The sequence below is a fragment of the Nocardioides sp. NPDC087217 genome (genome assembly GCF_044744805.1).
Lineage (GTDB): Bacteria > Actinomycetota > Actinomycetes > Propionibacteriales > Nocardioidaceae > Nocardioides.
In genome coordinates this window covers 911881-925039 of record NZ_JBIUZB010000002.1, presented here as the reverse complement: position 1 = coordinate 925039, position 13159 = coordinate 911881, and the positions used below count along the sequence as shown (strand labels likewise).

At 68.4% G+C, this 13159-nt stretch carries 12 protein-coding genes; 11 read left to right on the top strand and 1 reads right to left on the bottom strand.

Annotation, left to right across the window (positions count from 1 at the left end; translation table 11 throughout):
- Nucleotides 1-10: 10 nt before the first annotated feature.
- From ACIO3S_RS11845 to ACIO3S_RS11835, 3 genes are read left to right on the top strand one after another with little or no spacing between them, the layout of a single operon-like run.
- Nucleotides 11-427, top strand: coding sequence for a MarR family winged helix-turn-helix transcriptional regulator (locus tag ACIO3S_RS11845; protein WP_400463352.1), 417 nt, complete (start codon nt 11-13; stop codon nt 425-427).
- Nucleotides 428-451: 24 nt separating this feature from the next.
- A complete protein-coding gene (locus ACIO3S_RS11840) occupies nt 452-1840 on the top strand; it encodes a serine hydrolase domain-containing protein (RefSeq protein WP_400463350.1) in 1389 nt (462 codons plus the stop codon).
- Entirely contained in the window at nt 1837-2742 is a 906-nt protein-coding gene (locus ACIO3S_RS11835) for a DNA-3-methyladenine glycosylase family protein (RefSeq protein WP_400463348.1), read from the top strand. Before ACIO3S_RS11840 ends, ACIO3S_RS11835 begins: the two co-directional genes overlap by 4 nt.
- A gap of 99 nt (nt 2743-2841) precedes the next feature.
- On the opposite strand, the gene ACIO3S_RS11830 is transcribed toward ACIO3S_RS11835, so the two are convergent.
- Entirely contained in the window at nt 2842-4092 is a 1251-nt protein-coding gene (locus tag ACIO3S_RS11830; protein WP_400463345.1) for a phosphatidylserine/phosphatidylglycerophosphate/cardiolipin synthase family protein, read from the bottom strand.
- Between the two features lie 379 nt (nt 4093-4471).
- Between ACIO3S_RS11830 and ACIO3S_RS11825 the strand changes: the two genes are divergently transcribed.
- The 8 genes from ACIO3S_RS11825 to ACIO3S_RS11790 are packed head-to-tail and all read left to right on the top strand — an operon-like array spanning nt 4472 to nt 13159.
- Nucleotides 4472-5203 (top strand): ABC transporter permease, encoded by a 732-nt coding sequence (locus ACIO3S_RS11825; protein ID WP_305367616.1) that lies wholly within the window; start codon nt 4472-4474, stop codon nt 5201-5203.
- 7 nt (nt 5204-5210) lie between these two features.
- On the top strand, nt 5211-6053 hold the full coding sequence (locus ACIO3S_RS11820) for an ABC transporter permease (protein WP_160023206.1): 843 nt from the start codon (nt 5211-5213) through the stop codon (nt 6051-6053).
- Between the two features lie 7 nt (nt 6054-6060).
- Complete coding sequence (locus ACIO3S_RS11815) at nt 6061-7203, top strand: MCE family protein (protein WP_400463343.1); 1143 nt, start codon at nt 6061-6063, stop codon at nt 7201-7203.
- The gene (locus ACIO3S_RS11810) at nt 7200-8300 is read left to right on the top strand and encodes an MCE family protein (RefSeq protein ID WP_400463340.1); all 1101 of its coding nucleotides are present in this window, start codon (nt 7200-7202) and stop codon (nt 8298-8300) included. Before ACIO3S_RS11815 ends, ACIO3S_RS11810 begins: the two co-directional genes overlap by 4 nt.
- Entirely contained in the window at nt 8300-9289 is a 990-nt protein-coding gene (locus ACIO3S_RS11805) for an MCE family protein (protein ID WP_350839233.1), read from the top strand. Before ACIO3S_RS11810 ends, ACIO3S_RS11805 begins: the two co-directional genes overlap by 1 nt.
- On the top strand, nt 9286-10536 hold the full coding sequence (locus ACIO3S_RS11800) for an MCE family protein (protein WP_400463337.1): 1251 nt from the start codon (nt 9286-9288) through the stop codon (nt 10534-10536). The genes ACIO3S_RS11805 and ACIO3S_RS11800 overlap by 4 nt, the downstream gene beginning before the upstream one ends.
- Complete coding sequence (locus ACIO3S_RS11795) at nt 10533-11882, top strand: MCE family protein (protein ID WP_400463334.1); 1350 nt, start codon at nt 10533-10535, stop codon at nt 11880-11882. Before ACIO3S_RS11800 ends, ACIO3S_RS11795 begins: the two co-directional genes overlap by 4 nt.
- On the top strand, nt 11882-13159 hold the full coding sequence (locus tag ACIO3S_RS11790) for an MCE family protein (protein WP_400463331.1): 1278 nt from the start codon (nt 11882-11884) through the stop codon (nt 13157-13159). The genes ACIO3S_RS11795 and ACIO3S_RS11790 overlap by 1 nt, the downstream gene beginning before the upstream one ends.

Below are 13159 nucleotides of genomic sequence, written 5' to 3'. Positions count from 1 at the left end.
GGATTCTGCGGTGGATCGACCCGAGCTCGGCTTCCTGCTGTCCCGTCTGATGCGCGAGGTGATGGCCCGTGAGAAGCCGATCCTCGACGCCGCGGGCCTGGAGATGTGGGACTACGCGGTACTGAGCTCGCTGGCCGACTCCGACGCGCCCACCCAGGCGCAGCTCGCCGCCACGACCGGCCGCGACAAGACCCGCCTGATCGGCAACCTGGACCGCCTCGAGACCCAGGGCATGGTCCAGCGCGAGCCCGACCCGGCCGACCGCCGCAACCGGATCGTGTCCCTGACCCCGGCCGGCGCTCGGGTCCTCCGCAGCTGCCGCGAGGCCATCGCGGCGATGGAGACCGAGCTGCTGGCCGATCTCGACCCGGCCGACCGGGTGGCCTTCGAGCGCGCCCTGACAGCTCTCGCCGACATCGGGCGCTGAACCGCTCCGACCTATCCTCGCCCCATGCCGCTTGCCGTTGCCCGCTCCTGGATCGAGTCCGAGCTGCCCGCCCTGATGGCGCGTCGCCGCGTGCCGGCGGCCGCTGTCGGAGTTCTCCAGGACGGCCAGGTCCTCGACCACGCCTACGGCATCCTCAACCTCGCGACCGGCGTGGAGGCGACCACCGACTCGCTGTTCCAGGTCGGCTCGATCACCAAGCTGTGGACCACGGATCTGGTGATGCAGCTCGTCGACGAGGGCCGGGTCGGTCTCGACGACGAGATCAGGCGCCACCTGCCGGGGTTCGCGGTCGCCGACGAGGAGGCGGCCGCGACGATCACGATCCGTCAGCTGCTCTCCCACACGGCCGGCTTCGAGGGCGACGTCTTCACCGACCACGGGCCGGGCGATGACGCGGTCGAGCGGTTCATCGCGTCCATGGGCGACCTGCCGCAGATATTCGCCCCGGGGGAGCGGTTCTCCTACTCGAATGCGGGCTTCGCGGTGCTCGGGCGCTTGGTGGAGGTGCTGCGCGGCACCACCTGGGACCGGGCCCTCCAGGAGCGTCTCGCCGCCCCGTTGGGTCTCACCCACATCGCCACCACGGCCTACGACGCGATCCGGTTCCGTGCGGCGATGGGCCACATCGACCCCGCTCCCGAGCATGTCCTCCGTCCGGGACCGGCGTGGGGGATGGCCCGGGCCAGCGGCCCGGTCGGCGCGATGCTGTCGATGCGCGTACGCGATCTGCTCGGTTTCGCCGCCATGCATCTTGCCGGCGGGACGGCTCCTGGCGGCACCCGTGTCGTCTCGGCGGCCTCGTGCGCCGAGATGCTCACCCGACAGGTCGACCATCCCGCATCGACCCGTTCCGACGCGCGCGGGCTGGGCTGGTCCCTCGACGACCTCAGTCAGGGGATCGTCGGCCACGACGGCCAGACGATCGGGCAGTCGGCCTTCTTCAGGATGGTGCCGGAGCACGGGCTGGCGGTCGCGCTGCTCACCAACGGCGGCGACACCTACGGGCTCTACCACGACGTCGTCGGCCACCTCCTCGACGACCTCGCGGGCGTCCGGATCGCGCCCGACCCGGTGCCACCGTCCGAGCCGCCCGCCGGCTTCGACACCGGCCGGCTCCTCGGCACCTACCGCGCACGCATCGTCGACTGGACGCTGCATCAGAACCCCGACGGCCGGCTGTGGGTCGAGGAGATCCCCGGCCCTGAGGGGGTCGCCATCGGCGACGAGCCGCAGAGCTACGAGGTCCTTCCGTACGCCATCGACCAGGTCGTCACCGCCGACGCCCTCCATGGCGCACACCGGGTCTTCGGCTTCACCGGCCGCGACCCTGCCGGCCGGGCGACCCATCTGACCACCAGCAGGGTCTTCCCGCGGGCTAACCTCGGGGCATGAGTCAGCAGCGGACGGTTCGCCCGGGCTACGCCGTGGGCCTCGCCTCGATGCTGCGGCCGCTTCGTCGTGGGCTGGGCGACCCGACGTACAAGATCCTCGGCGAGGACCACTGGCGAGCCGTCCGTACGCCGCAGGGCCCTGCCACGCTCAGGCTGCGCCAGTGCGACGCCGAGGTGGAGTCCGAGGCATGGGGTGAAGGCGCGGAGTGGGCGCTGGAGCACGTGCCCGGACTGCTCGGAGCGGGCGACCGCCCCGAGGAGTTCCACACCGACGACCCGCTGCTCGCGGGCCTGCTGGAGCGCTTCGAGACGCCGCGCTTCGGGCGTACGGGCCTGGTGATGGAGGCGCTGGTGCCCTCGATCATCGAGCAGAAGGTGACCAACAACGAGGCTTTCCGTGGCTTCGGCAACCTGGTCAGGCGCTTCGGTGAGGTCGCCCCGGGTCCGGGTGCCGACCACGGGCTGCGCCTGCAGCCGACTCCGGAGGCGCTGCGGACCATCCCGAGCTGGGATTGGCTGCGCCTGCCCGTCGACCCGGCCCGGTCCAAGGCCGTCCTCCAGGCCGCCCGGGTCGCGACGGCGGTCGAGCGCACCGCCGGTCTCCCGGGTGAGGAGGTCGAGCGGCGGCTCACCACCATCCCGGGCATCGGGGAGTGGACCGTCGCCGAGGTGCGGCAGCGGGCGCTCGGCGACCCTGACGCCGTCAGCTTCGGTGACTACCACCTCGCCAAGGACGTCGGCTGGGCGCTGACCAACCAGGCTTGGGACGACGACCGGCTGCGGGACTATCTGGAGGCATTTCGGCCCCATCGTGCTCGTGTTGTCGCGCTGATCTATCGCGGGGCTGGCAAGCGGCCTCGGCGGGGGCCGAAGATGTCGCCGCGGACGCATCTGCCGTCTTGACCACCTGATTTCACTGCCGAGTCGGCACATCCGCACCCTCTCGCTCGCTTCGCTTCGCGAGGCACGGGGGCAGATCCGCCGACTCGGCAGGCCCGCGGGTCAGAGCAGGGGTCGGAGAGGGGTGAGGACCAGCTCGGTGAACTTGCGGTGGATCTCGCGGGAGGCCCACTCGTCGGCGGTCAGCTCGATCGCGTTGGACTCGTCGCGGGAGAAGATCTCCTCCATCTGCTTGGCGACGTCTTGGTCGAAGATCTCCAGGTTGATCTCGTAGTTGCCGGTCAGCGAGAGCCGGTCGATGTTGGCGGTGCCGACGGTCGACCAGAAGCCGTCGACGGTGGCGGTCTTGGCGTGGATCATGGCGTCCTTGAACCGCAGGATCCGCACACCCGATCCGAGCAGCTGGGAGAAGTAGCCACGCGAGATCCAGTCGACGACGATGTGGTTCGACTTCAGCGGCAGCAGGATGCGTACGTCGACGCCGCGCTGCGCCGCGGCCTTGAGCGCGTCCACGAAGTCCTCGTCGGGGACGAAGTAGGCGGTGGTCAGGTAGATGTTGCGGGAGGCCCGGTTGATCGCCTCCAGGTACATCGACCGGATCGGGAACATCCACAACCGGGGCACGTTGCGGTGGAACCGGAGATCGGGCTCCCACGACGGTGCGGTCTCGATGAGCAGCGGCCCCTCGGCGGCGTTCGCGTGGGTCAGCGGGTGCGGCCGCCGCCGGTTGAGGTTCCAGAAGTCGGCGAACGCGCGCCGCAGGTCCCACACCCCGGGGCCGGTGATGCGCACGTGCGTGTCGCGCCACTCGGTGGCGTACGCGGTCCCGATGTTGTAGCCACCGACGAACCCGACCGTGTCGTCGACGACCAGGATCTTGCGGTGGTCGCGGCCGTAGCGGGAGAGATCGAAGAAGCGCCACCCCGCCGCGTAGGTGGGATAGCGCAGGACGTGCATCCCCTCGGGGAAGCGCTTGAACCGGGAGGGCACCACGAGGTTGGCGAGCTCGTCGTAGATGCAGTAGACGTCGACACCTCGTTCGGTCGCCGAGGCCAGCGCCTGTTTGAACCGCTGACCGACCTCGTCGCCCTTCCAGATGTACGTCTCGAGGAAGATCTGCTTCTTCGCGCCGTCGATGGCGGCGATCATGTCCTCGTAGAGGTCGTTGCCGAAGGTGTAAGTGGTGACCGTGCCGTCGCCGACGCTGTTGGTCAGCGGTGGCGTCACCGGAAACGGCTTGCCCCTGAGGCCTCGCTTTCCTCGGCTGCGGTAGCCGTCGACGAGGCTCATCACGACGGCCAGCGCCACCGGCACGCCGAACACGGCGAGGAGCAGGCGGCGTAGGAACCTCATGACGCCCCCCGGCGACAGTCTCATCACAGTTCCCAATCTAACCGGCTCGGCGCGGCGAGACACACCGGTGCGGACTTCTGGCCCCCACGCACCGGGCCACGGCGCGTGCGATCACGCTCATGACCGGCATGCGAGAGCCGACCTTCTTCCGACCGCGGCGGAGGCATGGAGGATCCTGTGATCCGCGTCACCTACCGGCGGGTAAGTCGTTGGACTGGAATACCTCCCACCCTGTTCCCGGGCATGTCGCGGCGGGTCGTTGCCCTCAGAACTGAAACATGTTCTACTACAGGCTTGAAACGTGAGCCGAGTCACAAGACCACCCGAAAGGTGCAGGATGGCAGTGCAGTTCGCCTCGCTGGTCCGAGGCGTCGGCGGGATGGGCCTGATGACCGGAGAGGTCGTCAAGGGGACGTTCACGACCAAGTTCCAGATGCGGGAGTTCCTCGAGCAGGCCTGGTTCATCACGAGCGTCACGCTGCTGCCCGCGGTGCTGGTCTCGATCCCGTTCGGGGCGGTCATCTCGCTGCAGGTCGGCAACCTCGCCGGCCAGCTCGGAGCACAGTCGTTCGCGGGGGCGACGGCGGTGCTCGCGGTGGTCAGGGAGGCGGCGCCGATGGCGGCCGCGCTGATCATCGCCGGGGCAGCCGGGTCGGCGATCTGCTCCGACATGGGGTCGCGCAAGATCCGTGAGGAGATCGACGCGATGGAGGTGCTGGGCATCGACCCGGTGATCCGGCTGGTGATCCCGCGGGTCCTCGCATGCCTGTTCGTCTCGGTGATGATCAACGGGATCGTGATCGCGACCGGCATCGGTGGCGGCTACTTCTTCACCGTGATCGTCCAGGGCGGCTCGGCCGGCGCCTTCCTGTCGAGCTTCACCGCGCTGGCGAGCCTTCCCGACCTCTACATCTCGATGGTCAAGTCGGCCCTGTTCGGGTTCCTGGCGGCGATCATCGGCGCCTACAACGGCCTCAACGCCCAGGGTGGTCCCAGCGGCGTCGGCCGAGCGGTCAACGAGGCCGTGATCATCGCGTTCATGATGCTGTTCGTCCTCAACTCCATCATGACCGCTGTCTACTTCCAGATCGTTCCTCAGGACGGGTTGTGATCCCCCGGTGACCAACACGCTCGCCCAGGTGGGCAACCAGATCGTCAAGGAGCAGCGCCAGGCCGTCGAGGGATATGGCGACCAGCTGCTCTTCTACGTCAAGGCCCTGGCCTGGGCTCCCCGCACCATCCGCCGCTACAAGCGGGAGGTGCTCAACATCCTGGCCGAGGTCGCCTTCGGCGCCGGTGGCCTGACGATGATCGCCGGCACCGTCGGCGTGATCGCCTTCATGGCCTTCTTCGCGGGCTCCGAGGTCGGCATCCAGGGCTACGCCAGCCTGAGCCAGATCGGTGTCGCGAAGTTCTCCGCGTTCATCTCGGCCTTCTTCAACACCCGCGAGGTCGCCCCGCTGATCTCCTCGATCGCGCTGGCCGCGACCGTCGGCTGCGGCTACACGGCGAGACTCGGCGCGATGCGGATCTCGGAGGAGATCGACGCGCTCGAGGCCATGGGGGTGCCGAGCCTTCCCTACCTGGTGACCACCCGGATGATCGCCGGGTTCCTGGCCGTCATCCCGCTCTACATCGTCGCCCTGTGCGCCTCCTACCTCAGCCCGCGGCTGATCACCACGCTGATGTACGGGCAGTCGGGCGGGACGTACGACCACTACTTCCTGGCGTTCCTGCCCCCGATCGACATCCTCTACAGCTTCCTGAAGCTGATCATCCTCGCGGTCGCGATCATCCTGATCCACTGCTACTACGGCTACACCGCCTCCGGCGGCCCGGCCGGGGTCGGCATCGCGGTCGGCAAGGCGATCCGTACGTCCATCGTCACCGTCGTCGTCGCGGACTTCTTCCTGAGCTTCGCGATCTGGGGCTCGACGACCACGGTCCGGATCACGGGGTGAGCGCCAGATGTTGATGGGCATCCAGCGCGACACCCGCGCCGAGCACACCAAGCTCTTCGTCTCCGGGATCGCCTTCACGGTGACCCTCGCCCTGCTGATCACGCTCTGCATCGCGATCTACCAGAAGGCGTTCGTGCAGTTCACCACCGTGAGCGTCGAGGCGGACCGGGCCGGCCTGCAGCTGCCTCGCTACGGCGACGTACGCATGCACGGCGTCATCGTCGGCCAGATCCGCGAGATCGACCAGGACGGCAAGAAGGCCGTCATCGAGCTCGGCCTGGAGCCGGAGCAGGCCGAGCAGATCCCCGCCAACGTCAGCGTCGCGATCAAGCCGACGACGCTGTTCGGGCAGAAGTACGTCGAGTTCATCGACCCCGAGGGGGAGCGCACCGGCGCCCTGAGCGACGGCACCGTGATCCCCGCCGACCGGGTCCGCACCAGCGTCGAGCTCGACGTGATCCTGGCCCGGCTGTTCCCGCTGCTGAAGTCGATCCGTCCCCAGGACCTCAACAGCACCCTGCACGCCCTCGCCACCGCGCTCTCCGGCAACGGGGAGAAGCTCGGCGAGACCTTGGTCCAGCTCAACGACTACCTCGAAGAGATGAACGTCCACCTCCCCACACTCGAACGCGATCTCGAGGACATGGCCGACGTCGCCGAGACCTACTCCATGGCCGCGCCCGACCTCGTCAAGGTCCTCGAGAACACCACGACCACCGCCAACACCGTCACCGAGCAGCGCGCCCGCCTCGGCGGCCTGCTGACCTCCGTGACCGGAGTCGCCGACACCTCCGAGAACCTGCTCGCCGCGAACGAGAAGGCGATCAGGTACGAGACCGAGCTGGCCGTCCCGCTGCTCAAGCTGCTCTCCGACTACTCGCCGGAGTACACCTGCCTGCTGCGAGGCCTCGACGACTACACCGAGCTCCTGGCGACCGTCTTCCAGCAGAACCGCGTGCGCCAGACGATGGTCCTCGACGGCACCCAGAAGCCGGCGTACGGCCGCGACGACCGCCCCGAGTGGGGCGAGATCGGCCACGGCCCGTGGTGCGACGGCCTGCCGACCCCGCAGGTTCCTGCCGGGCCGAAGGAGCTGGAGAACGGCACCGAGGACGTCCCGTGGGCACCGGGGAACGGGGGTCTGCAGTGAACAAGCGCGATCTGAAGACCGCGGTGGCCGGGACCAAGCTGGTCATCTTCACCGTCCTCTCGATCCTCGTCACCGGCACCCTGGCCTCGATCATGGGCAACGTCGGCTTCGGCGACCGGGTGCCCTACCGCGCCGAGTTCACCACCGCCTCGGGCCTGAGCGAGGGAGACGACGTACGCGTCGCCGGCATCACCGTGGGCGAGGTGCTCGCCGTCGAGATCGAGGGCGGTGACCACGCGATGGTCACCTTCCGGGTCGACAAGACGGTGCCGCTGACAACCGCGAGCGGCGCCCAGGTGCGCTACCTCAACCTCGTCGGCGACCGCTACCTGGCGCTGACCCAGGACGCCGGGCAGCAGGAGCCGGGATCGGAGGGCACCCCGCTGCGGCAGGGACAGGCGATCGCGATGGCCAACACCACCCCGGCACTCGACCTGACCGAGCTCTTCAACGGCTTCCAGCCGCTCTTCCAGGCGCTGCAGCCCAAGGACGTCAACAAGCTCTCGCTCAACCTGATCCGGGTGCTCCAGGGGGAGGGCGGCACCGTCGCCAGCCTCCTCTCGGAGACGGCCGAGCTGACCAGTGCGCTCGCCGAGCGCGACCAGCTGATCGGCGACGTGATCACCAACCTCTCCAAGACCCTCAACACCGTCAACGAGCACCACACCGAGCTGGCCGAGCTCATCCAGCAGCTCAGCGGCTGGATGAAGGACCTGGCGCGTGACAAGGAGGCGATCGGCGACTCGATCTCCTCGATCGGCGACCTCACCGACGAGCTGGCCGGGCTGCTCACCGACGTACGCCCGTTCCTCAAGGAGGACATCAAGCAGCTCAAGCGGGTGGTGGACATCCTCAACAAGCCGGGCAACCAGAAGCTGCTCGACAGGACGCTCGAGCGGCTCCCGGAGACCCTTGAGTCGCAGGCGCGGATCGGCAGCTACGGCTCCTGGTACAACTACTACCTCTGCGACCTCGACTTCTCGATCAAGCTGCCCTCGCTCGGTGAGCTGCTCGACAACTCGCCCGCCGTCAAGGCCATCCAGAAGCAGCTCGACAACGTGGCCTTCTACAGCCGGGCTGAGAGGTGCAAGCTCTGATGGCACACCACAGCGATACGCAGCTCAAGCGCACCGGCGTGATCACGATCGTGGCGATCGCGCTGGCGCTGACCGCGGCGTTCAACCTGCGCAAGCTCCCGTGGTTCGCCGGCACCACCTACCAGGCCGAGTTCTCCGACACCAGCGGCCTGCACGTGGGCAACCGGGTGGAGATCGCCGGCATCCGGGTCGGCCGGGTCAGCGACATCGAGATCGAGGGCGCCAAGGTGGTCGTCTCGTTCTCGGTCGAGGGCACCGAGATCGGCCATCGCAGCGAGGCGAAGATCGGGGTGCTCAACCTGCTGGGGGAGAAGTACCTCGACATCACCCCGCAGGGCGGCCGCACGCTCGAAGCCGGCTCGAAGATCCCGCTGGCCCGCACCAGCGCCGGCAGCGACATCGTCGGCACGTTCGGCGATCTCGCCGAGACGACCGAGGCGATTGACACCCAGCAGCTGGCCAAGGCGCTGACCACGATGTCGGGCACGCTCGACAAGGCCGGGCCCGAGGTACAGGGCGCCTTCCAGGGAATCGCCGCGCTCTCCCAGACGATCGCCGCCCGCGGCGACGAGCTGGAGTCGCTGCTCGAGGACGCCGAGAAGGTCGTCCAGCTCGTGAACCAGCGCAAGCAGGACATCATCAGCGTGATGGAGAACGGCGACCAGGTCTTCGCCGAGCTCATCCAGCGTCGCCAGGCGATCCACCAGCTGCTGGTCAACGCCACCGCCCTGGCCGAGCAGCTGCAGGCCCTGGTGAAGGAGAACCAGAAGCAGATCGGGCCCGCGCTGGACGCACTCAACCAGGCGCTGAAGTTCCTCAACGCCCGCGACGAGGACCTGACCAAGACCATCCAGAACTACGGGCCGTACGCGTCGATCCTGATCAACATCATCGGCACCGGCCCCTGGTTCGACGCCTACCTCGCCAACCTGACCGGCATCGTGAGCGGCGAGTTCGTGCCCGGACGACGACCAGGGATCGTGCAATGACAAAGAACTTCTGGGGCCGAAAATGGGCCGCGTTGCCCATCGCGCTGGTGGTGATGTGCGGGCTGCTGCTCGTCTCCGAGGTCGCCGCCCCCGACACCAAGCTGGTGACCGTCAGCTTCCCGCAGGCGGTGAGCATCTACGAGGGATCCGACGTGGTCATCATGGGCGTCAAGGTCGGCAAGGTCGCCTCGCTCGAGCCGAAGGGCGACCACGTGGACGCGGTGATCGAGTACGAGAGCGACTACAAGCTCCCGAAGGACGTCAAGGCGGCGATCGTCACCCCGACGCTGGTCGCCGACCGGTTCGTACAGCTGACCCCGGCCTACACCGGCGGGCCGGCCATGGCCGACGGCGGGGAGATCCCGATCGAGCGCACGGCGGTCCCGGTCGAGCTCGACCGCATCTACGCCAGCCTCTCCGAGCTCACCACGGCGCTGGGACCCAACGGCGCCAACAAGAACGGGGCACTGAGCGACGTCCTGCGCGAGGGCGCCGACGCCCTGGAGGGCAACGGCAAGATCGGCAACCAGGCGATCGCCGACATGTCCGAGGCGGCCCAGGTGCTCGGCGGCAACTCCGAGCAGCTCTTCAGCACCCTCTCCCAGCTCTCCGAGGTCACCCGGACGCTGGCCCGCAACGACGACACCACCGAGAAGTTCCTGACCGACCTCGGGACCGTCTCCACCCAGCTGGCCGGTGAGAGCGACGAGCTCGACCAGGCGCTCGCCGCGATCGCGCAGGCGGTCAAGGTGACGAAGTCCTTCGTGGAGAACAACCGCGACGCCCTGGTCGGCGACGTCAAGGAGCTCAACAAGACGCTCAACATCCTGGCCAAGGAGAAGGAGACCCTCGGCACCGTCATCGACCTGGCGCCGCTCGGTATCGGCAACCTGGCCGAGTCCTTCGACCCGGCGTCGGGCTCGGTCGGCTTCCGGCTGCAGGTCGGGCCGATCGGGTCGGATCTGTCCAACATCCTCTGCATGGTGGTGGAGAACGACAAGATCCCCGGAGCCAAGGAGATCTGCGCACTGTTCAAGGCGCTGCTGCCGACCGGGTCGACCGCGCCGGCGGGCGAGGCGCTCACCGAGGCCAGCGCCCCGACCGACCGCGACACCGCCACCGGGCTGCCGCTCGACACCGGCACCCAGGCCAAGCAGCCGGAGGCGGAGCCCGAGGTGGTCACCCAGGGCGGCATCACCGAGCTCAGCGGCTCGCTCCAGGAACTGATGTCGGGAGGCAAGAGATGAGGACGCGCGTCTTCCTGGCCATGGCCGGCCTCGTCGCGATGGCGAGCGGGTGCGGCGTACAGGCCTATGACCTGCCGCTTCCCGGCAAGGAGGTCGGCGAGGGCGACGGCTATGTCGTCACCGCGGAGTTCAACGACGTCGTCGACGTGGTGCCGCGCACCAAGGTGATGGCCAACGACGTTCCGGTCGGCCAGGTCGACAAGGTCGAGCGGGAGGGCTGGCACGCGAAGGTCACCATGACCCTCCGCAAGAACATCGAGCTCCCTGCCGACGCGCTGGCCAACGTACGCCAGACCAGCCTGCTGGGGGAGAAGTACATCGCCCTGGTGGCGCCCGAGGGGTCCACCGTCGCCAGCGCCGGCAGGTTGGGCGACGGCGCCACGATCGGGCTCGACCGCACCAACCGCAACCCCGAGGTCGAAGAGGTGCTCGGCGCGCTCTCCTTCCTGCTGGCAGGTGGCGGAGTCGGGCAGCTGAAGACCATCAGCGACGAGCTCAACACCATGATGGACGGGCGCACCGGCGACATGCGGGCGCTGCTGGGGAACCTGGAGACCACGGTCGCTTCGCTCAACCAGCAGAAGGGCTCGATCATCAGGGCGATGGAGCAGGTCGACCGGCTGACCCGCACCCTCAACAAGGAGTCCGAGAAGATCGAGGCGGCCATCGACTCCTTCGGCCCGGCGCTCGAGGTGCTCCGCCAGCAGCACGCCGACCTGCTGAAGATGATGAAAGCGCTCGACCGGCTCGGGGTCGTCGCGACCCGGGTGATCAACCAGAGCGGCGCCAACCTGACCACGGCGCTGGACGAGCTGGCACCGACGCTGCGCGAGCTCGCCGACGCCGGTGACTCGCTGCCGCGTGGCCTGATGATGGCGGCAAGCTTCCCGTTCCCCGAGAACGCCTCCGGGCTGGCGATGGGTGACTACTCCAACGCGCTGTTCCACATGGATCTCGACCTCGGCAAGCTGGTCGGCAGCCTCACCAACGGCGAGTCGAGCGGTCTGCCGCAGGTGTTCCAGATCTGCCTGTCCTACTCCAAGGGGTGCGCGGCGATCCAGCCGCTGGCCAAGTCTCTGTGCGACCTGACCAACCTGCAGATGGTCTGCTCGGTCGTCGGCAAGGAGGACACCCCGCTGAAGCCAGGGGAGAAGGCGCCGAAGCTGCCCGACATCTCCGACCTGCTCCCCAAGAGCGAGACCTCGACCAAGACGCCGGGGCTCAACGACCTGGTGCCGGAGATCGCTGAAGGGCTCTCGACGCCCACCGACACCGAGTCACCTACGGCCGAGCCGACCACCGGAGGCCTGCTCGGCCTCCTCGGACTGCTGGGAGGCGGCAACTGATGACACGGAGCGTCCGCAACAAGCTGGTCATCTTCCTCATCCTCGCCGCGGTCGGGATCTTCTACGTCTCGGCCGCCTACCTCGGCGTCGTCGACCGGGTCCTGGGCCGCCACGTGGACGTCTCGGTCGACCTGCCCGCCTCCGGTGGCCTCTACGAGGGCAGCGAGGTCAACTACCGCGGCGTCAGCATCGGCCGGGTCGCCTCGATGACCGTCACCGACGAGGGCGTACGCGCCGAGCTGGAGCTCGACCCCGGCACCGAGGTGCCGCGGGACGCCGAGGTGGAGGTCCACAACCTGTCGGCGGTGGGGGAGCAGTACATCAACTTCATCCCCGACTCCGCTGCCGGGCCCTACCTCGCCGAGGGCGACGTCGTGACCGCCGGGCCGGAGTCGATGCCCGGCACCACCGACGAGCTGCTCACCGAGCTGAACAGCTTCACCACCTCGATCAACGGCCAGGACCTGAGCACCGTCGTCGCCGAGCTCGGCACGCTGTTCCGCGGCAACGCCGAGAACCTGCGTACGCTGCTCGACTCGGGCTCCACCCTGGTCGACCAGGCCTCCGCCCACCAGAAGGAGACCGTGCGGCTGCTCAACACCAGCCAGACGGTGCTCCAGACGCAGAAGGAGCACAGCGGCGACATCCGCGAGTTCGCCGACGGGCTCGAGCAGGTCACCGCGACGCTGGACAAGCGCGACCCGGAGCTGCGCGAGATCCTGCAGGGCGGCGAGGCGACCGCGGTCCAGGTGCAGTCGCTGCTCGACGGTCTGCAACCGCTCCTGCCGGTCTTCCTGGCCAACCTCAGCACCGTCAACGAGGTGCTCACCGCCCGGCTGCCCGCGATCGAGCAGACCTTGGTGACCTTCCCGCGCGTCGTGGCGACAGGGTGGACCGGCTCGCCGGGCGACGGCTACGGTCACCTGTCGATGGGCTTCGTCTACACCACACCGCCGTGCCAGGAGGGCTACAAGCCCGCCGACCAGTGGATCCCCGGCACCGTGATGGAGGACCAGCCGCTCTATCCAGCCAAGTGCACCGACGAGCGTGCCCAGCCCGGCTACCAGGGTGACAACCCGATCATGCAGCGCGGTGTCAACATGGTCCCCAAGCCCGAGGGCGTGGGGAAGTACGTCACGACCTACGACCCGAAGACCGGGCGCACCAAGCTCCCCGATGGAAAGACGGTCACGATGTCCACCCCGACCGATGACGGAGGCCTGGTCTCCGCCCTGTCCGACGACTCCTGGCGATCGATGATCCTGGGAGAGGAGTGA